The following is a 25,612-nucleotide window of genomic DNA, read 5'->3' as shown; positions in this document are numbered from 1 at the left end:
TTTGAATATTGTAAAAAATAAAAAACCGCTCACATTTCTGTAAGCGGTTGATTTTCTGTGGTCCCACCTGGGCTCGAACCAGGGACCACCTGATTATGAGTCAGGTGCTCTAACCAACTGAGCTATAGGACCTCAAAACTTGGTTAAATTTTGTGTTTGCAAAAATAGTAAAATTTCTTTCACTACAAAATTTTTTATCGCTTTTCTTGGCAAAGTTCTACGAGTACGCCGTTGGTAGACTTTGGATGAAGGAATACAACTAATTTGTTATCAGCACCTTCTTTCGGTTCTTCGGAGATAAACTGAAATCCTTCTTTTTTTAATCTTTCTACTTCCTCCAGGATATTTTCAACTCCAAAAGCCAGATGATGGATCCCTTCCCCTTTTTTGTCAATAAATTTTGAGATTGGGCTTTCAGGATTACTGGCTTCCAGAAGCTCGATTTTACTTTCTCCTGTCTCATAAAAAGAAGTCACAACACCTTCCCTTTCCACAGTTTCTTTTTTATAGGATTCTTTCCCTAATAATTTCGCAAAAAGTTCATCAGAAACGCCTAAAGATTTTACGGCAATACCAATATGTTCTAGCTTCATAAATAGTAATCAATATAATTAAATCGTAAATTTGATACTACAGTCGAATTTCAAAGTATCAATTCAAACAAAAGTACTAAATTTGCAGAAATTATGGAAAGTAACAGACAAAGAAAAGTAGCACAGATCATTCAGGAAGACTTCGCGGAGCTTTTCCGCAAACAGGCTGCAGAAAGCAAACAGAGCATATTGGTATCTGTTTCAGATGTAAAAGTAACTGCTGACTTAGGAATTGCCAAGATTTATTTAAGCATTTTCCCACAGGAATTCCGTACTGCTGTAATGAAGGAAATTGAAGAAAACAAGCCTCAATACAGAAACTTTATTGGCCAGAAGATGGCAAAGCAGGTGCGTATTATTCCACAGCTTAACTTTTACCTGGATACCGCTCTTGATGATGTTGAAAGACTGGAAAGAGAATTAAGAGGCGAAGGCGACAATCCTGTTTTATAGATCTTGAAGAATATTGCATTTTACATAGCATCCAGATACCTTTTGGCTAAAAAGGGAAGTACTGCCGTTACGTTCATTACGTGGCTGGCTGTGGGTGCCATGACGGTTGCTGTGGCTGCAATGTTCGTCATTATTTCCGTCTTTTCAGGACTTGAAGACCTGAACAAGGATCTTATTTCAAATCTGCATGCAGATCTTACTTTAAAAAGCACTTCGGGAAAAACGATCAAAAATCTGGATAATGTTACTCGGATTCTGAGTAAGAATAAAGAGATCAGCAGTTTCTCCCGTGTTATTGAAGAAAAAGTATACATCAGCTTCAATGGAAAAGGTGATATTGCCTATTTAAGAGGTGTTGATTCTGCTTATGTCAACGTAAATCCTATTAATAAAGAAGTATTCTACGGAACTTATCCGAGTTTCAAATATTCTAATGAGGTATTGATGGAAAACAGCCTGGATAACAGACTTTCAATTCCTGTAGATTCCTCCAATCATTATGCAACCATCTTTATGCCCAAACCGGGTACGGGGATCATCAGTAAGGAAGAAGACATTTATAATAAAAGAGATATTCTGGTAACAGGAGTTTTCCCTGGGAAAGATCAGCTGGACAATTACATTATCTCTCCCATCGAACTTGCAGAAGAGCTACTTAGCCTTCCCAAAAAATCAGCTTATCAGATTGTTATTAAACTGAAAAATCCGGAAAATGCAGATGCCGTAAAACAAAGCTTGCTTTCTTCAATCGGAAAAAATATTGAGATCAAAACCAAGGAAGAAGAAAATGCTGCTTTCTGGAAAATGATCAATACTGAAAAACTTTTTATTTACCTGATCTTTGCACTGGTTATCTTTATTACCACCTTTAATCTTGCCGGAGCAATTATTATCCTTCAACTTGATAAAAAAGAGCAGGCAAAATCATTGATATCACTGGGCTTCCCTTTAAGTCATTTAAGAATGACCTATTTCTATACCGGACTCCTTATTGTTGTTTCCGGCGTAATTACAGGATTGATTCTTGGAACAGCACTTTGCTACTTCCAGCTTTATACAGAATTCTTCAGAGCTAATGAGGTATTGCCGTTCCCGGTAAAAATTGTAGGCAAAAATTATCTTATCGTAGCACTCACAGCTTCCCTGTTCGGAATTGCAATTTCATGGTTATTTTCAAAAATCAGCAAAGAATATATTACTAAAAACTAATATATTAACTTCATATATTACATACAATTAATATACTTCAGTTTCATTTTTTCGTACCTTTACGCCCCAATTTTAAAAAATGAAACAAATTTTATCTTTTTTTCTTGTAAGCGTGACTTTCATAAGCGCTTTGGCACAGGCTCCGGCAGGATATTATAATCAATCGCCAGGATTAACAGGTGCTGCTCTTAAAACAGCTCTTAAAAACATTATCAGCAATGGACATGTAGATCATGGCTATGGCGGTTTATGGACAGGCTATGCAACAACTGACCGTGATTATTTTTACGAAAATGACGGAACCATTCTGGATATTTATTCTGAAAATCCCAATGGACCTGATCAATACAGCTATACATTAGGAACTAACCAGTGTGGAACATACTCTACAGAAGGGCAATGCTATAACAGAGAACATGTTATTCCACAAAGTTTATTCAACAGTGCTTCTCCTATGGTCGCTGACATACACTTTATCCGTCCTACCGATGGAAAAGTAAACGGAATGAGATCAAATTATCCGTACGGAGTAGTTGGTAACATTTCTTTCTTATCTAAAAACGGATCAAAATTAGGAACATCGGTATCTCCGGGATATTCGGGAACAGTATTTGAGCCAATTGATGCATTTAAAGGTGATATTGCCAGAATGATCCTTTATTTTGTGACAAGATATGAAGACAACCTTCCCAATTTCTCTACTGGAGACATGCTTGCCAACACAGCATACCCTGGACTGCAGCCATGGGCACTTAACCAGTATTTAGCATGGAATGCTATGGATCCTGTATCTCCAGAAGAAATTGCAAGAAATAATGCATCTTATACGTATCAGGGAAACAGAAACCCTTTCATTGATCACCCTGAATATGTTACTCAGATCTGGGGAACTCCGGTTATTGATACACAGGCTCCTACGGCCGCAACAAACGTTGTAGCCAACAATCCTACTTCAAACTCTATCACCGTAAGCTGGACGGCTGCTACGGATAACATAGGAATAGCATCTTATCTTGTTTATGCAAACGGTGCCCTAAAAGCTACCGTATCAGGCACAACTACCTCTACTGTAATTTCAGGATTATCTCCGCTTACCCAATATACATTCTATGTAATTGCTAAAGATGCAGCAGGAAATTCATCTCCACAAAGTACAACAGCTACAGAGACAACTCTTGACGGACCTGCAGGAGGCGGAAGCTGCGGAACGGAAGATTTCAGCACCATGCTGGATGGCTCATCTTCACCGTCTTCATATGCCACAAGAACATGGACAAACAATAATATCACTTGGACAGCCACTTCGGCAAGAACCGACGAAACCATTAATGGTAAAGCTGTTTGTACTAAAGGATCTTTAACAAGTTCTGTTATTTCAGGCGGTGTTCAGTCTCTGACATTGACCACACAGAGAAAATACAACGGTAACAATGGTAACCTCAACGTATTGATAAATGATGTTACAGTAGGAACCATCCCATACAGCAGTACCGTAACAACGACTACCATCAATGTAAATGTAAGCGGTGATGTAACGATTAAAATCGTAAACCCAAACAGTAGCGACAGAGTTGCTATGGATGATCTGAGTTGGACATGTTTCGGTAGTACGTTAGCTACTGCTGAAAACCAAAAAGGTAAATCAGAATTCACAGTTTACCCTAACCCGGTAAGAAATAATGAATTATCCGTAAAAGGAGAAAATCTCAGCAAAATTTCAAAAGCTGACATCTATGACCTTTCTGGAAAATTAATTGAAACAATTGCTAATCCTTTCAGACATTCAAACAAGATTAACCTTAAAGGTATGGTAAAAGGAACTTACATCCTGAAAACAGACAGTTTCTCTACTAAATTTATTGTAGATTAATTATTAAAAAATATTTAAAACCAAAGGCCGGATTTATCCGGTCTTTTTTTTATTTTTGATATATGGATTCCAACAAAAAATTAGGATTAATAGGACGAAATATTTCTTATTCCTTTTCTAAAAAATTCTTCGAAAATAAGTTCCAGAAGCTCATGCTGAAGAACTTTTCCTACGACATTTTTGATCTGAACGAAATCAATGAAGTAGAAAATCTTTTTGCTTCTCCGGAGCTGTTAGGATTTAATGTTACCATTCCTTATAAAGAAAAAATAATTGATTTTCTTGATGAATTAAGTGATGAAGCCGAAAAAATAGGCGCTGTTAACTGTGTTCTTATTCATGATGGTAAAAAGACAGGCTATAATACGGATGCTTTCGGTTTTGAAAAGACACTTCTTTTACACAAAAAACCTTCACAGGATAAAGCACTCATCTTAGGAAACGGAGGAGCCGCAAAAGCAGTCAAGTATGCACTTGATAAACACAATATTCCTTCAATAACTATTTCCAGAAGTACAGAAATCAATTTTGAAAACCTTGATAAGGAAACAGTTTCAGAACATAAAATTATTGTTCAATGTACGCCGGTAGGCACCTTTCCAAATGTTAAAGACTGTCTCAACTTTCCTTTTGACGGACTTTCGTCAGATCATCTGGTTATTGATCTGATTTACAATCCCAACTACACCCAATTCATCCTCAATGCCTCTGAAAAAGGAGCAAAAACAGTAAATGGGTATTATATGCTTGAACAGCAAGCAGAAAAAGCCTGGGAAATTTGGAATTTTCAAAAAAAATAACATAAATTAGTGCTTTAATTGGCCTTACAGCTATATTTAAAGGATATTAACGCCACTCACATAAAAGATTTGCTATGACTACAGAAAACAATCTTTCTGAAAACGAAGAAAAGAAAAATCCTAACGAAGTATCTCAGGACACATCAGAAAACGCGGTTTCTCATGATGCAAACCCGCATGAAGATGATGCAGAACACCTGGAAGAACATGAAGAGGAAGAGATCTCTCTTGCCGATGCTTTAAAGGAAATGGAAAAAATCATCAACACTCCTAATGCCGGTGAAAACTTCAAAAGATTCAACCAACTGAAGGAAAAAGCAAGTCATTACATCCATGATGAAGTGGAGGACAAAAAGCACGAATACATAGAAGCCGGAAACGCTGCTGAAAATTTCAGCTACGAACACCCTTCTCAGGCTAAGTATTCTGCATTAGTCAATATTTTCAAGGAAAAACATGACGACTTCCAGAAAGGACAGGAAGAAGAACAGAAGAAAAACCTTGAACACCGCCAGAATATTATTGAAAGACTTAAAAATCTTTATACCAGCTCGGAGCCGGGAATCAATCTTTTCAAATCCATCCGTGAGATAAAAGAAGACTGGTCAAAGGCCGGACAGGTTGCAAAATCTGAATTTAAAATTCTTAATAATAACTATTTCCATCACCTGAATCAGTTCTACCAGATGCTGGATCTGAACAAAGAATTTCTGGAGCAGGAATACAGCCATAACCTGGAAAAAAGAGAGCATATCATTGCCCGTGCCAAAGAACTGGAAAACGAACCGGTAATCCAGAAAGCACTGAATGAACTTCAATACCTTCATAAACTCTGGAAAGAAGAAGCTGAACCCGTTGCAGAAGAATTCCGTGAAAAAACATGGGAAGAATTCAAAGAAATCTCTAACAAAATTCACGAAAGGAAATCTGAACTTTCTGCTTCTATTGAAAAAGAACAGAACGAAAACCTTGAAAAGAAGAATCAGATCATTGCTGAAATCAAAAAACTATCCGAGCCTTCAGAAACACCTAACCACAATTACTGGCAAAATGCCATCAAAAGAGTGGAAGACCTGCGATCTGACTTTTTGAAAACAGGAAGTGTTCCAAGAAAACTTTCCAACCAGAACTGGAATGACTTCAAAACAACACTAAGAGCTTTTAATACAACGAAAAACAATTATTATAAATCGTTGAAAGGATCTCAGCAAGCCAATCTTGAAGAAAAACTGAAATTGATTCAGACCGCTCAGGACAATATGAACAATGAGGAATGGGATATCTCGGTACCTCTATTCAAAAAGCTTCAGGAAGACTGGAAAAAAATTGGTCACGTACCAAAAAGCATGACCAATAAGATCTGGGATGAGTTCCGTGATGCATGTAACGCATTCTTCAACAATTACAGAGAGAAAAGCAATACTTCAACCGACAACTGGAAGGAGAACTATAAAAACAAAAAAGCTCTTCTTGATGAACTGAAGGAAGTTTCCAATGACGAAGGAAGCATCGAAAGAATTGAGCAGATCAAAACTTCATGGAATAATATCGGAAAAGTTCCAAGAGATAAAATTTCAATCAACTCTGAATTCAATAAAACATTAAGAGAGAAATTGAAAATAAACAAGATCAATGAGCTTGAGCTGAAAGAAGAAGGCTTATCTGAAAATCAGCTTACCGACAAAGCGAGAAAGATCAAAAATCAGATCTCTGATCTTGAAGCAGAAATCGTGAAGCTGGAAAACAACCTTTCTTTCTTCAACAAGCCGTCAAGAGAAAATCCTCTTTTAAAGGATACTTACAATACCATTGATGAGAAAAAAGCTCATCTGGAAACGTTAAAACAAAATCTCCACAACATTATCAGCGGAGAATAATACATAACAAAATACATAAAGGCGGAGCAAAGTAATTTGTCTTCGCTTTTTCTTTTTACAATATGAACAACGACGAACTTTATATCAAAAGATGCATAGAACTGGCCCAAAAAGCACTCGGTAAAACATACCCCAATCCTCTTGTAGGGAGTGTGATTGTCCACAACGGGGAAATTATTGGTGAAGGATACCATCATAAGGCAGGGGAAAACCATGCTGAAATCAATGCCATCAATTCAGTTAAAAATAAGGATCTTATCCCGGAATCAACAATTTATGTATCCCTGGAGCCTTGTGCGCATTACGGAAAAACTCCACCTTGTGCTTTAAAAATTAGAGAACTCGGATTTAAAAAGGTGGTGATCGGAGCGATGGATTCTCATGATAAAGTGAACGGCAAAGGAAAAAAAATTATTCAGGAGGCAGGCATTGAAGCCGTTTCAGGAATTCTGGAAAAAGAATGTATCGAACTCAACAAAAGATTTTTCACTTATCACGAAAAGAAAAGGCCTTATATCATTTTAAAATGGGCAGAATCCGGTGATGGATTTCTGGATAAGGATTTTAAACCAACTGCTGTTTCCAACACCCTTGTGAATCAATTTGTTCATCAACTGAGAGCCGATGAACATGCTATTTTAGTAGGAACACAAACCGCTTTGAATGATAATCCTAGCCTTACCGTAAGAAATGCAGAAGGAGTGAACCCAGTAAGAATTTTAATCGACTTTGACTTAAAAGTTCCGGCTCATTTCAACATTTACAACAATGACGCAAAAACTCTGGTTTTAAACTCGGTAAAAGAAGGCATTGAAAATCATATCCAGTTCATTAAGATCAACAAGGATGATTTTCTACCGGAATTAATGAAAGCATTGTACAAAGAACAGATACAGTCCATCATCATTGAAGGCGGTCGCTTTACACTCCAACAGTTTATCGATGCCAACCTCTGGGATGAAGCCATAGTAATTAAAAATGAAAACCTTAAACTGGAAAACGGAACAAAGGCACCTGAATTTAATTACACAGCCGATAGACTTGAAAATTTCAGAGATAATACCGTCTCATTTTACAGACAAAAATAAAATTAAGCCGTCAGAATAGACAGCTTAATTGATGATCGTGATGCAAAATAGTGAAGCATTTAATACTTTTGCATCCATAAAGCCGGAATACACGATGACGTTTGAGTACAAAACCATAGAAAAACCCATAGAAAACACTCTTTTAAAAGAAAAAGGAAGCAAGTTTATCGGATTTGCTTACCCGGTAAATAATGAAAAAGAGTTAAAGGCAGCTTTGGAAAAGATCAGGGAAGAACATCCGAAAGCGACCCACCATTGCTATGCTTTCAGAATGGGATTGAATGGTGAAAACTATCGGGCCAATGATGACGGCGAACCTTCCGGAAGTGCCGGGTTACCTATTTACAACCAATTATTGGCCAATGAAATTACGAATGTACTTGTAATTGTTGTTCGTTATTATGGAGGAACCAAACTGGGAGTTTCCGGACTGGTAAAAACTTACAAAGAATCTGCGAAGATTACATTGGAGGAAGCCAATATTATTACCCGTGAGCTGGAAACAGAAATTGAGATCCGGTTTAATTTCAATCAACAGAACACTATTTTCACCCTGCTTTCAAAATTTGACGCCAAAGTCCTGAATTTCGACGCCAATGAAAACTGTATCCTTACCGCATCACTGAAACTAGCCCAAAAAGAAAGCATCTCGGAAAAACTTTCCGAGATGCAGTATGTTTCATTTGAATTTAACGATTAATCCCTTCTTCCTCCAAGGAGCAAAGATGCCCAGTACAGAAGCTGTGCCAGTGACCCTAAAGCAGCTACCACATAGGTTCTCGCCGCCCATTTCAAACTGTCCTGTACCCCAACAAATTCTTCTGCAGTTACTGTTCCTGTATCTTTAAGCCATTTCATCGCTCTGTTACTCGCATCATATTCCACCGGAAGTGTTACAAAAGCAAAAAGCGTTGTCACAGCAAACATGGCAACTCCGATGGCAAGAACGGTCGTATTTCCATTGGGATTCTCAATTGTTCTTGATGCTGCCATTACTGCGATGCCCGCAATCAGAACAAACTGCATCAGATTGGAACTTATATTAACAATAGGAACCAGTTTTGAACGTAAATTCAACATAGAATATCCTACCGCGTGTTGTACTGCATGGCCGCATTCGTGAGCTGCTACTGCCGCTGCCGCTGCGTTTCTCTGCATATAAACTGCCTCAGAAAGGTTAACTGTTTTATCTGCCGGATTATAGTGGTCCGTCAACTGCCCGGGTACTGATATTACCTGAACATCATTTATCCCGTTATCTCTCAACATCTTTTCCGCTACTTCTTTCCCCGAAAGGCCATTTCGAAGGCGTACATTGGAATAATATTCAAATTTCGATTTCAATCTGGAAGAAACCCACCAGCTCACCAACATTGAAATACCAATAATGATATAATAACCCACCATTTTATATAAATTTTGTGTTTAAATTTTACCCATAATCAAATAAAAACTGTGCCAAAGTATACGATATTATTATTTATATTTGTCCTTTAATTCTTCTCAAAAAACATGTCTACAATTTCAATTATTGAAGTAAAAACTGCGGGTCAGCTGAAGCAATTCGTAAGATTTCCAATGGATCTGTATAAAAACAATCCTTACTATGTTCCGTCCTTTATTAATGACGAAATCAACATTTGGAATGCTGATGAAAATCCTGCCCTTCAATATTCGGAGGCCAGACAATATCTCGCTTACAGGAATGATAAAATTGTAGGGAGAATTGCTGTTCTTATTAACCACAAAGAAGAGAAAGAGTTAGGAATTAAAAAAGTACGCTTTGGGTGGATCGACTTTATTGATGATGCTGAAGTTTCAAAAGCATTAATTCAGAAAGCGGTTGATTATGCCAGAGAAAAAAATATTGACAAAATTGAAGGCCCTATGGGGTTTACCAATCTTGATAAAGCAGGAATGCTGATAAAAGGCTTCGATCAGTTGGCTACAATGATCGGAATTTACAACCACGAATACTATCCGAAACATCTGGAAAACCTGGGATTGACCAAAGAAAAAGAATGGGTAGAATTTGAAATCATCTTCCCTGAAACCCTGCCTGAAAAAATCCATAAATTTAATCAGCTTATTTCCGAAAAATACAAGCTGAAAGTTTTAAAATTCAAAACAAAGGAAGAAATCATTCAGTATGTGGATCCTATGTTTGATCTTTTGGATGAAACTTACAAACACCTTTCCACCTACACTCCTATTTCCGACGAACAGCGTAAAACCTATAAAGAGAAATATTTCAAACTCATTGACAAAGATTTTATTGTATGCATTGCTGATGAGCATAACAATCTGATCTCTTTTGCGATTACGATGCCTTCTTATTCCAAAGCCCTTCAAAAATCTGGTGGAAAACTGCTTCCTTTTGGCTGGTGGCATTTCTTACAAGCAGGAAAGAAGAATGACAGAGCCAACTTCTATCTGATCGGAATTCATCCGGATTATCAGAGAAGAGGTGTGACTTCTATCATCTTCAAAGAAATCTGGGATATATTCAGAAAAAAAGGAGTCAAATATCTGGAAACCAACCCTGAACTGGAAGAAAACAAAAGTATTCAGCTGTTATGGCAGGATTATAATCCGGTAAATCATAAGAGAAGAAGAACCTATTCTATGGAAATCAATAACTGATGCTGTATTTTGTGCCAGGTAATAATTTAAAATCTAAAAATTTATGAAACCACAGCTTATCATATTTGCTATTTTAATTGTAGGATTTATCAGTTACAATTTCTTTTTTCAGTCACCGGATGATAAAACAAATACAGTAATAAATATTCTTTTTGCCAGTATTCTTTTTGGGTATATTTCATTTATGGCTTACACTCTCTTGAAAAAAATGAAAAAATAAAAGCAGTGCTTTTAACAAGTTATTTTGATTGGTAGTAATCATTCAAAATACCCTCAATATACCTGACAGAATGTATTTTTTCATATTCGCTACAAAAAACGGGAAAAAACCAGGCAAAAAAACGAAGACAAAAAGCTAATTTTTATTGATTCTAAATTACTGATTTAACTCATTTTCATCCTACTTTTAAGCTGATAAATTTCATGCTTTCTTGTTTATTCGCTAAATTTGCAAATTGAGATAATAATGCAAAAATGAATTTACCTGAAAGTTATATTCCAATCCTTATCCAGGCTGGTGTAGCAGTAGGATTTGTAGCGGTTTCTTTGCTTGGTGCACATTTCTTAGGCCCACAGCAGAAAAAAGGAAACTCTGTAAAAAACCAAAGCTGGGAATGTGGGGTTCCTGTAGAAGGAAACGCCAGAACACCGTTTTCTATCAAGTACTTCCTGACTGCGGTATTGTTCGTACTATTCGATATTGAAATCGTATTCTTTTATCCTTACGCTGTAAACTTCAGAGAATTCGGTATGGAAGGATTCCTTGCCGTACTTACGTTCGTAGCCATCTTCTTCATGGCGTTTTTCTATGTATGGAAACGCGGTGCATTAGATTGGGATAAATAAATTTTAATTAAAAGATTCAATGTATTTAAGTAAATTGAAGATTTTCAAGATCTTATTTTTTAATCTTAAATATTTTAATCTTTAAATATTTACTAAAAATGTCAGATAAAAAACCAGTAATAAGAACAGATGCACCTGCTCCTGAAGGCTATGAAGGAGAAGGGTTTTTCGCAACGAAACTGAGCAGTGTAATCGGGATGGCAAGAAAGTTTTCACTTTGGCCGTTACCATTTGCAACCTCTTGTTGTGGTATCGAGTTTATGGCTACCCTGAACCCGACTTATGATGCTTCAAGATTTGGAATGGAAAGAAACTCTTTCTCTCCAAGACAAGCAGATATGCTGATGGTTTGCGGAACTATATCAAAGAAATTGGGACCAGTCCTGAAAGAAGTGTACACTCAGATGGCTGAGCCAAAATGGGTGGTAGCAGTTGGAGCCTGTGCTTCCAGCGGTGGTATTTTTGATACGTATTCTGTACTTCAGGGAATTGATAAAATTATTCCGGTAGATGTTTACGTTCCGGGATGTCCTCCAAGACCTGAACAGATCATTGAAGGAGTAATGCAGGTACAGGCTCTGGCAGAAAGCGAAAGCATCAGAAGAAGAGACATGCCTGAGTATCAGAAATTATTAGATTCTTACAACATAAGCAACTAACGGAAATGACAAACGAATTTGTATTAGAAGCTATCACCAGAGAATTTCCGGAATCTGTCATTTCAAGCTCTGAGCCTTATGGAATGCTGACGATAGAAGTAAAGAAAGAAGATATTAAGAAAATCATTCACTATCTTAAAGATTCATCTCTGGAAATCAATTTCCTTACAGATATCTGCGGAATTCATTATCCTGAGTTCCCGGAAAAGGAAATAGGTGTTGTCTACCATTTACATAATATGATGACCAATTTCAGATTACGTCTGAAAATCTTCATGTCCAGAGAAAATATTGAGGTAGATTCCCTTACGGATCTATATGCGGGAGCAAACTGGATGGAAAGAGAAACGTATGATTTCTATGGGATTAAATTTAAAGGACACCCGGATCTCAGACCTATTCTGAATATGGAAGATCTTGGATACCACCCAATGTTGAAAGAATATCGCCTTGAAGACGGTACAAGAACCGACAAGAACGATAGTATGTTCGGAAGATAAAAAAGCGAATGGCCAATGGCAGCTAGCCAATGGCCAGAAGCAAATAGCTAAAAGCAATCATTATGAAAGATAACTCATTATCTAATATACTAAACCAGTACGAAAGTAAGGAACAGATTGACGGGCAATTATATACCCTGAACTTAGGACCTACCCACCCTGCTACTCACGGGATTTTCCAGAATATCTTAACGATGGACGGAGAAAGAATCCTTCATGCTGAACAAACAGTGGGATATATCCACAGAGCATTTGAGAAAATTTCTGAAAGAAGAAACTATTCTCAGATCACTACCCTTACAGACCGTATGAATTACTGTTCTGCGCCAATCAATAACTTGGGCTGGCATATGACAGTAGAAAAACTGATCGGCGTAGAAGTTCCAAAACGTGTAGATTATATGCGTGTTATCCTGATGGAGCTTGCCAGAATCGGTGACCACCTGATTTGTAACGGGGTAACCGGGATGGACTCAGGAGCGATTACAGGTCTTACCTATATGTTCATCGAAAGAGAGCGTATTTACGATATGTATGAGCAGATCTGCGGAGCCAGAATGACAACCAATATGGGAAGAATCGGAGGATTTGAAAGAGATTTCACTCCTAAATTCCATGAGCTGATCAAAGATTTCTTAAAGACATTCCCTCCAAGATTCAAAGAATTCTGTACTTTATTAGAAAGAAACAGGATTTTCATGGACAGAACCATCGGTACAGGAGCTATTTCTGCCGAAAGAGCATTAAGCTACGGTTTCACAGGTCCAAACTTACGTGCAGCAGGGGTAGATTACGATGTAAGAGTTGCACAGCCTTATTCTTCATACCAGGACTTCGACTTTATTATTCCTGTAGGAACTTCAGGAGATACTTACGACCGTTTCATGGTTCGTCAACAGGAAGTCTGGGAATCCATCAAAATTATCAAACAAGCATACGAAAATCTTCCGGAAGGACCATTCCATGCGGATGTTCCTGATTTCTATCTTCCTGAAAAGGCAGATGTATATCAAAAAATGGAAGCATTGATCTACCATTTCAAAATCGTAATGGGAGAAACTGATGTACCGAAAGGAGAAGTTTATCATGCTGTAGAAGGTGGAAACGGAGAATTAGGTTTCTATCTTGTGAGTGACGGAGGAAGAAGCCCTTACAGACTTCACTTCAGAAGACCATGCTTCATCTACTATCAGGCATACCCTGAAATGATTACAGGTTCTGTAATTTCAGATGCCATTGTAACGATGTGTAGTATGAATATTATTGCGGGAGAATTAGACGCATAAGAATTGTAAAAAGTACCATTGTAAAATGTATTCATGATTTTACAATGATCAAATAAATAAGTCATTAGTAAATTGTACACTGTACAATAATACATTAAAAAAAATGAGCGAAACAATAGCTTTTAAACCGGAAAGTTTAGCACAGGTACACAAAATTATCGCAAGATATCCTGAAGGAAGACAGAAGTCTGCTCTTCTTCCTGTACTTCACCTGGCACAGAAAGAGTTCGGAGGATGGTTAGATGTTCCTGTAATGGATTATGTTGCCGGACTGTTAAGTATCAAACCGATCGAAGTATATGAAGTGGCTACTTTCTATACGATGTTCAATATGAAGCCGGTAGGTAAATATGTTCTGGAAGTTTGCAGAACAGGACCTTGCATGGTTTGCGGAAGCGAAAAAATCCTGGATCATATAAGAACCAAGCTGAACATTAAAGACGGAGAGACTACTGAAGACGGGATGTTCACATTGAAACCTGCTGAATGTCTTGGAGCATGTGGATACGCACCGATGATGCAGTTGGGAAAATTCTTTCATGAAAATTTAACGATAGAAAAAGTAGACGAAATCCTTGATCTTTGCAGACAGGGACAGGTTGCTTTAGACTAATAGAAATTTTAAACTCTAAATTTTAGATTTTAAATTATTCACTTAACGTTTAATCATAATTAATGCAAGGCACCAAAAGCCAATTGCAATAAGCAAATAACAATGAGTAAAAAACTTTTACTTAAAGACGCACATATAGAAGGTATCCGTTACTTTGAAACCTACCGTAAACAAGGAGGTTACACAGCAGCTGAAAAGGCCTTGAAAATGACTCCTGACGAAATTCTTGAAGAAGTAAAAGCTTCAGGATTAAGAGGTCGTGGTGGAGCTGGATTCCCGACAGGAATGAAATGGAGCTTTCTGGCAAAACCTGAAGGTGTTCCAAGACACCTTGTTGTGAATGCGGATGAATCTGAGCCCGGAACATTCAAGGACAGATATCTGATGGAATTCCTTCCTCATTTACTGATCGAGGGAATGCTGATTTCTTCTTACTGTTTAGGTTCCAATACTTCTTATATCTACATCCGTGGAGAGTATTCATGGATTCCGGATATCCTTGAAGAAGCTATTGAAGAAGCCAAAGCAGCAGGATTTTTAGGTAAAAATATTTTAGGAACCGGTTTCGATCTTGAAATCTACGTACAGAGAGGTGGTGGAGCATACATCTGCGGTGAAGAAACTGCATTGCTTGAATCCCTTGAAGGAAAAAGAGGTAACCCAAGATTAAAACCACCATTCCCGGCTGTAAAAGGTCTTTGGGAGAGACCAACGGTGGTAAACAACGTTGAGTCTATTGCGGCAGTGGTTCCGATCATTGATATTACAGGTGCTGAATACGCTAAAATCGGGGTGGGAAGATCCACAGGTACCAAGCTGATTTCTGCTTGTGGAAATATCAACAAACCTGGTGTATACGAAATCGATATGACAATCACTGTAGAAGAATTTATCTATTCTGATGAATATTGCGGTGGTATTAAAGATGGTAAAAGATTAAAGGCTTGTATCCCTGGAGGAAGTTCTGTTCCGATTGTTCCTGCAAATCTATTGCTGAGAACTGTGAACGGAGAGCCAAGATATATGAACTATGAGTCATTGGCAGACGGTGGTTTCGCTACCGGAACCATGATGGGTTCAGGAGGTTTCATCGTTTTGGATGAAGACCAGTGTATTGTAGAACATACCATGACTTTGGCAAGATTCTACAATCATGAAAGTTGCGGACAATGTACTCCTTGCCGTGAAGGAACGGGATGGATGTACAAGATTTTAAAGAAAATCGAGAAAGGAGAAGGAAAAATGGAAGATATCGATCTGCTTTGGGATATCCAGAGAAAAATCGAAGGAAATACGATTTGTCCGTTGGGTGATGCAGCAGCCTGGCCGGTTGCAGCAGCGATCCGTCACTTCAGAGATGAATTTGAGTGGCACGTGAAAAACCCAGAGCTGTCTCAGACACAAAATTATGGATTGGCACATTATGCAGATCCTATCCCGGCTGTAGAAAAGAACGCATAGTTGAAATGAAAAAATTGTTGGTTGTCGGCTTAATGATGTCGAGTTTTGTTTTCGGACAAAATAAAGAGAAGGATTCTTTAATAGATAGAAGTTCAGATAAAGGGGCATTGGTTTCCAGAAAGAAACCGGAACCTTTAAGCAAAAAAGGTCAGATGTTCGTTTTCTTCGGATGGAACAGAGCGGCTTTCAGTAACTCTGATATCCGTTTCACAGGAAATGGCTACGACTTTCAGCTGAATAATGTATCTGCACAGGACAGACCTACCAAATTTGGTATTGTTTATATCAATCCGGGATGGTTTACAGTGGTTCAGTACAACTTCAGAGCGGGATATTTTATTAAAGATAACTTAGCCCTGGTTTTAGGAATAGACCACATGAAATATGTGATGGATCAAAACCAGACCGTAAATTTCAAAGGCCATATTTCAGACCCTGAATATGCAGCAATGGTGCAAAACGGACAGGTGAACCTGGCAGATGAGAAGTTCCTTACTTTTGAACATACTGACGGACTTAATTATGAAAATTTAGGTCTTGAAAGATATCAGAATCTGATCAATAAGAAAAATGTTGATCTGGTTTGGTCTTATGGAGCCGGTATCGGATTCATGTTCCCGAAAAGTAATGTAAAGCTTTTCGGAAATGAAAGAAGCGACCGTTTTCACGTGGCAGGTATGGGTACAGACGTAAGAGCCAGTCTTAACCTTGTTCTTTGGGACCATGTAATGGTAAGATTAGAAGGAAAAGCGGGTTACATCAATATGTGGGATATCAAGACTACATTGAATAATAAGCCGGACAAAGCCCAACAGGATTTCGTTTTCGGACAGGTCCTTGCAGGAATCGGATATACATTTAATACTAAGAAATATAAATAACAAAGCCTATTGCTTAATGCATAAAGCTTAAAGCATACAATATGAGCGAAGAAGTTAAAAAATTCAAAATAACTATAGACGGACAGACTACTGAAGTGTTGCCAGGAACTTCTATCCTTGAAGCTGCAAGACAAATCGGTGGTAAATCTGTACCTCCTGCTATGTGCTACTACAGCAAATTAGAGACCAGTGGAGGGAGATGCAGAACTTGTCTGGTAGAAGTTTCTAAAGGATCTGAAGCAGATCCGCGTCCTATGCCAAAACTGGTAGCAAGCTGCAGAACTAATGTAATGGACGGGATGGAAGTAAAAAACCTTACTTCTGAGAAAGCTCAGGAAGGAAGAAAAGCGGTTACCGAATTCCTTTTGGTAAACCACCCGCTGGACTGCCCTATCTGTGACCAGGCCGGAGAATGTCATCTTCAGGATTTAGGTTATGAGCACGGTGTAGAAAATACAAGAACAGAATTCGAAAGAAATACTTACGAAGCCGATGACCTTGGTCCACATATCAAATTGAACATGAACCGTTGTATTCTTTGTGCAAGATGTGTATTGGCAGCCAATCAATTGACAGGTGAAAGAGAGCACGGTATCCTTTTCAGAGGAGATCATGCTGAAATTTCAACATACCTAAATAAAGCTTTGGATAATGACTTCATCGGAAATGTTATTGATGTTTGCCCGGTTGGAGCATTAACGGACAGAACGGCCCGTTTTGCCAGCAGAGTATGGTTTACAAAACCTATGAACGCTTCCTGCAAATGTGATAAATGTTCCGGTAAAGCTGTAGTTTGGATGAAAGGTGACGAAATTGTAAGAGTTACCGCAAGAAAAGACCAGTGGGGCGAAGTGGAAGAATTCATCTGTGATACATGTCGTTTTGAGAGAAAGTCATTATCAGACTGGAATATCGAAGGTCCTAGACATATCGACAGACACTCTGTAATTTCATTGAACCACTACGAAAAGCCAAAAGATGAGCTAAGAGTCTTAGACAATCCGATGGCGAAAGAAATCAGTGAAAAAGACGAAAAATAGAATAGTTGGAAGTTAGGAAGCTGGAAGCTGGGAGCTTAATAAATACCCTAAATTTCAGTTTTAATTTTAGCTGTTTTAATAATATATAAAAAATTTGGTAATGTGATGAAGAGTTGATGCCACGACGTGATAAACTTCCAGCTTCCAGCTCCCATCTTCAAACATTTAAAATAAAAAATGGATTTACTTACATTTAAACTTATACTTGTACTAGCACTTTTCCTGCTATCACTGACGATTGCCGCCTACTCTACCTGGGCAGAAAGAAAAGTAGCCTCTATCATGCAGGATAGAATTGGTCCGAACAGAGCGGGACCTTTCGGATTGCTGCAGCCGCTTGCTGACGGTGGAAAGTTTTTCTTCAAAGAAGACTTTACACCTGCCAATGCAGAAAAATTCCTTTTCGTATTAGGACCAGCTTTGGTAATGTTTATTTCATTGATTACAGGAGCTGTTATTCCTTGGGGTAAAAGTTTAAATATTGCAGGTACTTCTTTTGATCTTCAGGTGGCAAACATCGATGTTGGAGTACTTTTCATCATCGGAATGGCTTCCATCGGAGTTTACGGAATCATGATCGGAGGTTGGGCTTCGAACAACAAATATTCATTATTAGGTGCTATCCGTGCTTCTTCTCAGATGATTTCTTATGAATTGGCAATGGGATTAGCGCTTCTTTCTATCATTATGATGTCAGGAAGCTTAGACTTAAAAGAAATCACTGAAAGTCAGACTACCGGCAAATTATGGGGTGTAATTCCTTGGGTTTCCGGATTGAACTGGAATATTTTCTACCAGCCGGTTGCCTTCCTTGTTTTCTTTGTAGCCGCCTTGGCAGAAACCAACAGACACCCGTTCGATTTACCTGAGTGTGAATCTGAATTGGTAACAGGATATTCTACAGAATACTCTTCTATGAAGTTAGGTTTATATATGTTCGGGGAATACGTGAACATGTTTATCTCAAACGCTTTCATGGTAGTTCTTTTCTTCGGAGGTTATAACTATCCTGGTATTGAATGGGTAACTCAGAACTGGGGTGAAAACACTGCAGGGATTTTAAGTATTGTAGCATTCCTTACGAAAACAGTAATTGGAATTCTGATCTTCATGTGGATCAGATGGACCCTTCCAAGGTTCAGATATGACCAGTTAATGCACTTAGGATGGAAAACATTAATCCCAATGGCATTGGTAAACCTGTTAATTACAGGTGCTGTAATTTTAGCGTTTGGAAATTAAATTATCTAAACCTAACAGGTTTTAAAAACCTGTTAGGTTTGTGTGAATATTGAATATTAAAAATTAAGATAACAGACAAGATTAGTCTAAAATCTGGTGTCTAACATCTAATATCTATAATTAAATGAAATTAACTAACAGATCAAAAGTTGTTTCCAATAAAGAAATGACCCTTGCTGAAAAAATCTACCTTCCTGCCATCTTTACAGGAATGGGGATTACATTTAAGCATGCTGTAAGAACCGTGATAAAGGGTGCTCCCGCAGTATATTCATATCCGGAAGTACAGAAGCCAAGAACCACCATCTGGAGAGGCCAGCACGTTCTGAAAAGAGACGAGGAAGGCAGAGAAAGATGTACAGCTTGCGGACTTTGTGCGGTAGCTTGTCCTGCAGAAGCCATTACGATGACTGCTGCTGAAAGAACTAAAGAGGAAAAACATCTTTACAGAGAAGAAAAATATGCTTCAGTATATGAAATCAATATGCTGAGATGTATTTTCTGTGGTATGTGTGAAGAAGCTTGTCCTAAATCTGCCATCTACCTTACTGACAGATTGGTGGACGTAGAAACCAACAGAGGTTCTTTCATTTACGGAAAAGATAAATTAGTTGAAAAAATAAATGAAAGGATTGATATCACGACAAGACAATCCGAGAAACAAAAAAATGCGGTAAAATAATGGATCAGTTTTTATTTTTCTTGGTGGCGTTTTTAGCAGTGGCAAGTGCGGTTTACTTTGTATTTGCAAAAAATCCTTTATATGCTATTTTGTCATTAATTGTTACAATGTTTTCAATTGCGGGAATGTACATTCTTCTCAATGCACAGTTCCTTGCAATTATCCAGATTATAGTATACGCAGGTGCCATCATGGTACTTTTCCTTTACATCTTAATGATGCTTAATCTTAATAAAGCAGACGAAAGTAAGAAGAACAATACTTTAAAATTTGTTGGAGTTTTTACTGCGGGGCTTTTATTAATTGGAGTTTTAGGAGTATTCAGAGGGATTCAGGACAATCACATCGTTGTTGAAAATGTAGACAGAGGGGTTGGTCTTACGAAAAACCTGGGTAGACTTTTGTTTAATGAATATGTTTTACCGTTTGAGCTTGCTTCCATCCTAATTCTGGCAGGTATTGTAGGCGCGGTATTAATCGGTAAAAAAGATTTATAAAATTATGGGAGAAGTAAATACATTTATACAAAGCATCCCTTTGGACTACTTCATCATTCTTTCATCAGTATTGTTCTGTCTGGGAGTAATGGGAGTATTGCTTAGAAAAAATGCTATTGTGATTCTGGGCTGTGTAGAGCTTATGCTGAATTCTGTAAACCTTTTATTGGCAGCCTTTTCAGCATACAAAGGCAACGGCGACGGACAACTTTTAGTTTTCTTCATTATGGTGGTAGCTGCTGCTGAAGTAGCGGTAGGTCTGGCAATTATTGCTATGCTGTATAGAAACACCCGTTCTGTAGATGTGAGTATATTTAATAAATTAAGAGGATAAGAATGGAGAATCTAGTATATGCAATAGTACTTTTACCACTTTTAGGGTTTCTTATTAACGGGCTGTTCGGAAAAAATCTTCCAAAAATATTGGTTGGATCTCTGGCTACTGCGGTAGTTTTCGGATCTTTCTGTATCGCGGTAAGCCTTTTCATGAATTTCAATTCCGAAAGTCAGCCTGTCATTGTAAAAGCTTTTGAATGGTTTAGAGTAAACGGAGTTCAGATCAATTTTGGATTCCAGATTGATCAGCTTTCTTTAATGATGGTTATGATCATCACGGGTATCGGTTCACTGATCCACTTATACTCTATCGGATATATGAGTCATGATAAAGGATTCTACAAGTTTTTTACTTACCTGAATCTTTTCATCTTCTCCATGTTACTTTTGGTAATGGGAAGCAACTACCTTATTCTGTTCATCGGATGGGAAGGTGTAGGTCTTTGTTCTTACCTGTTGATCGGGTTCTGGTATACCAACGAGGAATACGGTAAAGCAGCAAGAAAAGCTTTCATCATGAACAGAATTGGTGACCTTGCGTTATTGATCGGTATCTTCATGATCGCTTCTCAGACCAATGCTGTAGATTATCTTTCTGTAGCAGAAAACGCTTCAAAATTTGAATTAGACGGAACAGTGATCATCTTTATCACAGCGAGTTTATTCATCGGTGCTACCGGTAAATCAGCTCAGGTTCCATTATATACATGGTTACCGGATGCGATGGCCGGGCCAACTCCTGTATCAGCGTTAATTCACGCGGCAACGATGGTAACTGCAGGTATTTATTTAGTAGTAAGATCTAACTTCTTATTTACTTTGGCGCCTACCGTACAGGGAGTAATTTTATTCATCGGATTCTTAACGGCAGCTTTGGCGGGATTCTATGCACTTCGTCAGAACGATATCAAAAAAGTATTGGCATACTCTACTGTTTCACAACTTGGATTTATGTTCATTGCTTTAGGTCTTGGAGCATATACAACAGCAATGTTCCACGTAATGACGCATGCATTCTTCAAGGCTTTATTATTCTTAGGCGCAGGTTCTGTAATCCACGCTATGAGTAACGAGCAGGATATGCGTTTCATGGGAGGTCTTAAAAAATATATTCCTCTTACGCACGCTACATTCCTGATCGGAACATTAGCTATTTCAGGTTTCCCTTTATTATCAGGGATGATCTCAAAAGACGAAATTTTAGTAGCAGCTTTCGCTAAAAACCCTGTTTACTGGGTAATCCTATTTGTTTTAGCGGCAATCACTGCAACGTATATGTTCAGACTGTACTATCTTACATTCCACGGAGAATTCAGAGGTACTGAAGAACAAAAACACCACTTACACGAAAGTCCTTCAAATATGACATTACCATTGATCGTATTGGCTGTTCTTTCTGTAATCGGAGGTTTTATTAACCTGCCTCACTTCATCGGTCATGGTCACTATGCCAAACTGATGGAATGGTTAAAGCCAGTTCTTACAGAACAAAGCTATAGCCAGATGGAAGCTACTCTTTCAGGAGTACCTTTCAACACTGAAATGATCTTATTGGCAGCTACAGTAATTATGTTCTTCTCTGTTTGGTTTATCGTAAGAAATACCTACGTGAAAAAGAAAAAAATGGCTGTGGCAGAAGAAAGCTATACCGGATGGGAGAGACTTTCTGCTAAGAAATTATATGTAGACGAACTTTACAACGCATTGATTGTAAAAACTGTTGAAGGATTAGGACGCGGAGGAAAAATGTTTGATAAGGGTATCTTAGACCGTTTCGTAAACTTTGTAGGTGATGGTGCTGAAGACAGCGGAAAAGCTATGAAGCGTGTACAGAACGGAAATGTAGAGACATATATCCTTATCATGTCTTTAGCGGTGGGAATTATATTAATTGTTAACTTTTTATTACAATAATAATGTCTTGTTTGTTATTAACATTATTACTATTACCTCTAGTAGGTTCGGGATTAGTTTTTGCCTGGAAGAATAGTTCCAGCAAATATTTGGCGCTTGGAATTGCATTGGTACAGATGCTCCTTACCTTCTATATGCTTTCGGATTTCAATTTTGGACCGACAGTAGACAGTAAGCTTCAGTACGAAATCACTTATCCTTGGTCTCAATTTATTAAAAGTACGCTTCATTTCGGTGTTGACGGAATGAGTATGCTGCTTTTATTACTGACCAATATTCTGGCTCCAATCATCATTTTATCATCTTTCAACGAAAATGTAAGCTACAGAAATACATTCTACGGATTGATTCTGCTGATGCAGTTCGGGCTTGTAGGAGTGTTCACTTCTCTAGACGGATTGTTATTCTACATTTTCTGGGAAGTAACTTTGATTCCAATTTGGTTCATTGCCGGACTGTGGGGACAAGAAAATAAAAGGTTCGAATTCACTACGAAATTCTTCGTATATACATTTGTTGGATCATTATTTATGTTAGCCGGACTGATCTATGTGTACAATCACTCTGCATCATTCGCTTTAACAGATCTATATAATGCACAACTGAACGAAACGCAGCAGACTGTGGTATTCTGGTTCATCTTCTTTGCATTTGCAGTGAAATTACCGGTGTTCCCTTTCCATACATGGCAACCTGATACCTATACCTACTCTCCCACTCAGGGATCGATGTTATTATCAGGAATCATGCTTAAGATGGCAGTATATGGTGTAATGCGTTACTTACTTCCAATCACTCCGATTCCGATTGCCGGAATTTCCGGACAGATTGTAATCATCCTTGCTATTGTGGGTATTGTTCACGGAGCTTTGATTGCCATCATCCAGACGGATATGAAGAGAATCATTGCCTATTCATCTTTCTCTCACGTAGGATTGATGGTAGCGGGTATCTTTGCTTCTGCAGTAGTTACTCTCAGAGGAACGTTCAACGTAGAAGGTGCTGAAGGAGCTTTGGTACAGACTTTTGCTCACGGTATTAACGTAGTGGGATTATTCTACTGTTGTGATATTTTATACAAGAGATTTAAATCAAGAGACATCAGACAAATGGGTGGTTTAGCGAAAGTAGCACCTAAATTTGCAGTGTTGTTCCTGATTATTATATTAGGTTCTATGGGAGTTCCATTAACGAATGGATTTATCGGGGAATTTATTTTGTTGAAATCAGTTTATGATTTTAACGGAACAGCAGCAGTAATTGCTGGTCTCACAGTAATTCTTTGTGCGGTGTATTTATTGAGATTCTACGGAAAAGCAATGTTTGGTGAAGGAGATGCAGCAGTTCTAAGTACAGCAAAAGATTTATCAGGTGTAGAATTTTCTGTATTGGCAAGTTTAGCGGTTTTTGTGATTTTACTAGGTATTTTCCCACAACCGGTAATTGAAATGGTGAGTAGTTCGGTGAAGTTTATCTACCAATCAATGGTAAGTTAATTTGATATTTTAAGAAATGAGTGTTTTAATTATTGTTTTCCTAACGGCAGTTATTGCGTTATTTTCAGGAGTTTTTGAACAAGGAAAATTCGCAAGATACATTGGGATTTTGGGATTAATCATCGCATTGTACGTAAGTTTTATGCCGGAATGTTCGTTCTTCGATCATTACAAGCATATGTATGAGTACAGTGGCAATACTGCATTATTCACTAAAATATCAATCGTAACGACTTTATTATTATTCTTCCTTGGAGGTTTTGCTTTCAGCAATCACAGAAGCCACCAGTCAGAATTATATGCATTAATGCTGTTTGCATTATGCGGAGGGATTATCCTTTTCGGATATCAGAACCTGGTGACGATGTTCTTAGGAGTTGAAATCCTTTCTATTCCATTATATGTAATGGCTGGAGCTAATAAAACGGATCTCAGATCAAACGAAGCTTCTATCAAATATTTCCTTATGGGGGCTTTTGCAACAGGTTTTTTACTGTTCGGTATTGCATTCATCTATGGAAGTGCGGGAAGTTTTGATCTTTACAAGATTCATGATTTTGGAATAGCCAATTCAGGAAATGTAATGTTCATCTTAGGAGTATTATTGATTCTTTGCGCATTGGCATTTAAAGTAGCATTAGCCCCTTTCCATATGTGGAGTCCTGATGTATATGCAGGTTCACCATCATTAATCACAGCTTTCATGGCGAGTGTGGTAAAGATCTCCGGATTCTTTGCCCTGTTCAGATTGATGACGCTTGGTTTTACCGGAGTTACGCACGAATGGATCAATGTTTTAGGAGTATTCCTAATCATTACTTTACTTTTAGCAAACGTTATGGGTCTTGCTCAGACAAATGCAAAAAGAATGTTAGCTTACTCTTCAGTATCTCACGCAGGATATATCGGATTGGTATTCTTCGGAATGACAAGCCTTTCTACTTATAACCTGGCATTCTATTTATTTGCTTATTCTTTATCTACAGTAGGTGTTTTCATGTGTCTGATCTGGGTAGAGAAATTAAAGAGAGAAACTTCTTTCGGAGCATTCAAAGGATTGGCGAAAACTGAACCTTTATTAGCAACAGCAGCAACAATCTCTATGCTTTCAATGGCAGGAGTTCCTTTAACAGCTGGGTTTATGGGGAAATTTGCTTTATTCTCCCAGGCTATGAATGGTGCAGCTTTCCTTGTATTGGTAGCAGTATTAGGTTCTGCCCTGTCTATCGCTTACTATTTAAGACTGATCATCGCAATGTTCTTTTTTAAAGAGTCAACATTCAAATCATCAGAAAAAGTAACCCTTACTTACAACATCATTGCAGTAGTGGTTATTGCTTTGATTATCATCCTGGGAATTTTCCCGGATCTTTTCGCAAGAATGTTCGGAATGTAATATCTGAATTCACAATATCAAAAAGCACAACTTTAAGTTGTGCTTTTTTGTTTTTATTTTAGATTAAAAATAATATTTATTGTCCCCAAAAGCTATAAAATATATTAATCAATAATTTAGTTATATATCTTTTTAAAAAACAACAAAAAAATACAAAATATGTTGTAAAATTTCAGGAAGTACCGTTAAATTATGCACAATAAAATAACATAGCTATCCTAGTAATATTC

General features: G+C 37.8%; 25 protein-coding genes and 1 tRNA gene. 23 read left to right on the top strand and 3 right to left on the bottom strand.

Going from position 1 to position 25,612, the window contains the following annotated elements; all coding sequences use genetic code 11:
• Positions 1 to 58 precede the first annotated feature (58 nt).
• Positions 59 to 132 (bottom strand) — tRNA-Ile (locus EL165_RS19795).
• A 62-nt stretch (positions 133 to 194) separates the two neighbouring features.
• Positions 195 to 593, bottom strand: a complete 399-nt coding sequence (gene mce, locus EL165_RS19790) for a methylmalonyl-CoA epimerase (RefSeq protein ID WP_002983516.1) — start codon at positions 591 to 593, stop codon at positions 195 to 197.
• Between the two features lie 93 nt (positions 594 to 686).
• Between mce and rbfA the strand changes: the two genes are divergently transcribed.
• The 7 genes from rbfA to EL165_RS19755 all read left to right on the top strand — a co-directional run bounded on the left by rbfA (position 687) and on the right by EL165_RS19755 (position 8,590).
• On the top strand, positions 687 to 1,046 hold the full coding sequence (rbfA, locus tag EL165_RS19785) for a 30S ribosome-binding factor RbfA (protein WP_002983518.1): 360 nt from the start codon (positions 687 to 689) through the stop codon (positions 1,044 to 1,046).
• Positions 1,047 to 1,049: 3 nt separating this feature from the next.
• Positions 1,050 to 2,255, top strand: coding sequence for an ABC transporter permease (locus EL165_RS19780; RefSeq protein WP_002983520.1), 1,206 nt, complete (start codon positions 1,050 to 1,052; stop codon positions 2,253 to 2,255).
• A gap of 79 nt (positions 2,256 to 2,334) precedes the next feature.
• Positions 2,335 to 4,125: an endonuclease gene (locus tag EL165_RS19775; RefSeq protein WP_002983522.1), complete on the top strand. Its 1,791-nt coding sequence runs from the start codon at positions 2,335 to 2,337 to the stop codon at positions 4,123 to 4,125.
• A 62-nt stretch (positions 4,126 to 4,187) separates the two neighbouring features.
• Positions 4,188 to 4,925, top strand: coding sequence for a shikimate dehydrogenase family protein (locus EL165_RS19770; protein ID WP_002983524.1), 738 nt, complete (start codon positions 4,188 to 4,190; stop codon positions 4,923 to 4,925).
• 74 nt (positions 4,926 to 4,999) lie between these two features.
• A complete protein-coding gene (locus EL165_RS19765) occupies positions 5,000 to 6,802 on the top strand; it encodes a DUF349 domain-containing protein (RefSeq protein ID WP_002983527.1) in 1,803 nt (600 codons plus the stop codon).
• Positions 6,803 to 6,864: 62 nt separating this feature from the next.
• A complete protein-coding gene (ribD, locus tag EL165_RS19760; protein ID WP_002983529.1) occupies positions 6,865 to 7,890 on the top strand; it encodes a bifunctional diaminohydroxyphosphoribosylaminopyrimidine deaminase/5-amino-6-(5-phosphoribosylamino)uracil reductase RibD in 1,026 nt (341 codons plus the stop codon).
• Between the two features lie 94 nt (positions 7,891 to 7,984).
• Positions 7,985 to 8,590 (top strand): IMPACT family protein, encoded by a 606-nt coding sequence (locus EL165_RS19755; protein WP_041462071.1) that lies wholly within the window; start codon positions 7,985 to 7,987, stop codon positions 8,588 to 8,590.
• On the opposite strand, the gene EL165_RS19750 is transcribed toward EL165_RS19755, so the two are convergent.
• Entirely contained in the window at positions 8,587 to 9,297 is a 711-nt protein-coding gene (locus tag EL165_RS19750; RefSeq protein WP_002983532.1) for a zinc metallopeptidase, read from the bottom strand. The genes EL165_RS19755 and EL165_RS19750 overlap by 4 nt on opposite strands.
• Before the next feature lie 105 nt (positions 9,298 to 9,402).
• On the opposite strand from EL165_RS19750, the gene EL165_RS19745 reads away from it, so the two are divergent.
• The 16 genes from EL165_RS19745 (at position 9,403) to EL165_RS19670 (ending at position 25,382) form a co-directional block, all read left to right on the top strand.
• Entirely contained in the window at positions 9,403 to 10,533 is a 1,131-nt protein-coding gene (locus EL165_RS19745) for a GNAT family N-acetyltransferase (protein WP_002983533.1), read from the top strand.
• Between the two features lie 474 nt (positions 10,534 to 11,007).
• A complete protein-coding gene (locus EL165_RS19740) occupies positions 11,008 to 11,379 on the top strand; it encodes an NADH-quinone oxidoreductase subunit A (protein ID WP_002983537.1) in 372 nt (123 codons plus the stop codon).
• Positions 11,380 to 11,477: 98 nt separating this feature from the next.
• Entirely contained in the window at positions 11,478 to 12,038 is a 561-nt protein-coding gene (locus EL165_RS19735; protein WP_002983540.1) for an NADH-quinone oxidoreductase subunit B, read from the top strand.
• Between the two features lie 5 nt (positions 12,039 to 12,043).
• Positions 12,044 to 12,538, top strand: a complete 495-nt coding sequence (locus EL165_RS19730; RefSeq protein ID WP_002983541.1) for an NADH-quinone oxidoreductase subunit C — start codon at positions 12,044 to 12,046, stop codon at positions 12,536 to 12,538.
• Positions 12,539 to 12,600: 62 nt separating this feature from the next.
• Positions 12,601 to 13,824, top strand: coding sequence for an NADH dehydrogenase (quinone) subunit D (gene nuoD, locus EL165_RS19725; RefSeq protein ID WP_002983543.1), 1,224 nt, complete (start codon positions 12,601 to 12,603; stop codon positions 13,822 to 13,824).
• A gap of 103 nt (positions 13,825 to 13,927) precedes the next feature.
• On the top strand, positions 13,928 to 14,437 hold the full coding sequence (locus EL165_RS19720; RefSeq protein ID WP_002983545.1) for an NADH-quinone oxidoreductase subunit NuoE family protein: 510 nt from the start codon (positions 13,928 to 13,930) through the stop codon (positions 14,435 to 14,437).
• A gap of 102 nt (positions 14,438 to 14,539) precedes the next feature.
• Complete coding sequence (gene nuoF / locus EL165_RS19715) at positions 14,540 to 15,898, top strand: NADH-quinone oxidoreductase subunit NuoF (protein ID WP_002983547.1); 1,359 nt, start codon at positions 14,540 to 14,542, stop codon at positions 15,896 to 15,898.
• 5 nt (positions 15,899 to 15,903) lie between these two features.
• On the top strand, positions 15,904 to 16,779 hold the full coding sequence (locus tag EL165_RS19710; RefSeq protein WP_002983548.1) for a hypothetical protein: 876 nt from the start codon (positions 15,904 to 15,906) through the stop codon (positions 16,777 to 16,779).
• 41 nt (positions 16,780 to 16,820) lie between these two features.
• Positions 16,821 to 17,819, top strand: coding sequence for an NADH-quinone oxidoreductase subunit G (locus tag EL165_RS19705; protein WP_002983549.1), 999 nt, complete (start codon positions 16,821 to 16,823; stop codon positions 17,817 to 17,819).
• A gap of 177 nt (positions 17,820 to 17,996) precedes the next feature.
• On the top strand, positions 17,997 to 19,061 hold the full coding sequence (gene nuoH / locus EL165_RS19700; RefSeq protein WP_002983551.1) for an NADH-quinone oxidoreductase subunit NuoH: 1,065 nt from the start codon (positions 17,997 to 17,999) through the stop codon (positions 19,059 to 19,061).
• Positions 19,062 to 19,185: 124 nt separating this feature from the next.
• Entirely contained in the window at positions 19,186 to 19,743 is a 558-nt protein-coding gene (locus EL165_RS19695; RefSeq protein WP_002983553.1) for a NuoI/complex I 23 kDa subunit family protein, read from the top strand.
• Complete coding sequence (locus EL165_RS19690; protein WP_002983555.1) at positions 19,743 to 20,240, top strand: NADH-quinone oxidoreductase subunit J family protein; 498 nt, start codon at positions 19,743 to 19,745, stop codon at positions 20,238 to 20,240. Before EL165_RS19695 ends, EL165_RS19690 begins: the two co-directional genes overlap by 1 nt.
• A 4-nt stretch (positions 20,241 to 20,244) precedes the next feature.
• Positions 20,245 to 20,574: an NADH-quinone oxidoreductase subunit NuoK gene (gene nuoK, locus EL165_RS19685; RefSeq protein WP_002983557.1), complete on the top strand. Its 330-nt coding sequence runs from the start codon at positions 20,245 to 20,247 to the stop codon at positions 20,572 to 20,574.
• Between the two features lie 2 nt (positions 20,575 to 20,576).
• On the top strand, positions 20,577 to 22,490 hold the full coding sequence (gene nuoL, locus EL165_RS19680; protein ID WP_002983559.1) for an NADH-quinone oxidoreductase subunit L: 1,914 nt from the start codon (positions 20,577 to 20,579) through the stop codon (positions 22,488 to 22,490).
• A 2-nt stretch (positions 22,491 to 22,492) separates the two neighbouring features.
• Positions 22,493 to 23,986: a complex I subunit 4 family protein gene (locus EL165_RS19675; RefSeq protein WP_002983561.1), complete on the top strand. Its 1,494-nt coding sequence runs from the start codon at positions 22,493 to 22,495 to the stop codon at positions 23,984 to 23,986.
• A gap of 16 nt (positions 23,987 to 24,002) precedes the next feature.
• Positions 24,003 to 25,382, top strand: a complete 1,380-nt coding sequence (locus tag EL165_RS19670; RefSeq protein ID WP_002983563.1) for an NADH-quinone oxidoreductase subunit N — start codon at positions 24,003 to 24,005, stop codon at positions 25,380 to 25,382.
• Positions 25,383 to 25,612: the final 230 nt, after the last annotated feature.

This window comes from Chryseobacterium gleum, assembly GCF_900636535.1.
GTDB classification, from domain to species: Bacteria; Bacteroidota; Bacteroidia; order Flavobacteriales; family Weeksellaceae; genus Chryseobacterium; species Chryseobacterium gleum.
The sequence above is the reverse complement of the archived record's forward strand: the minus strand, read 5'-3'. Positions and strand labels throughout refer to the sequence as shown.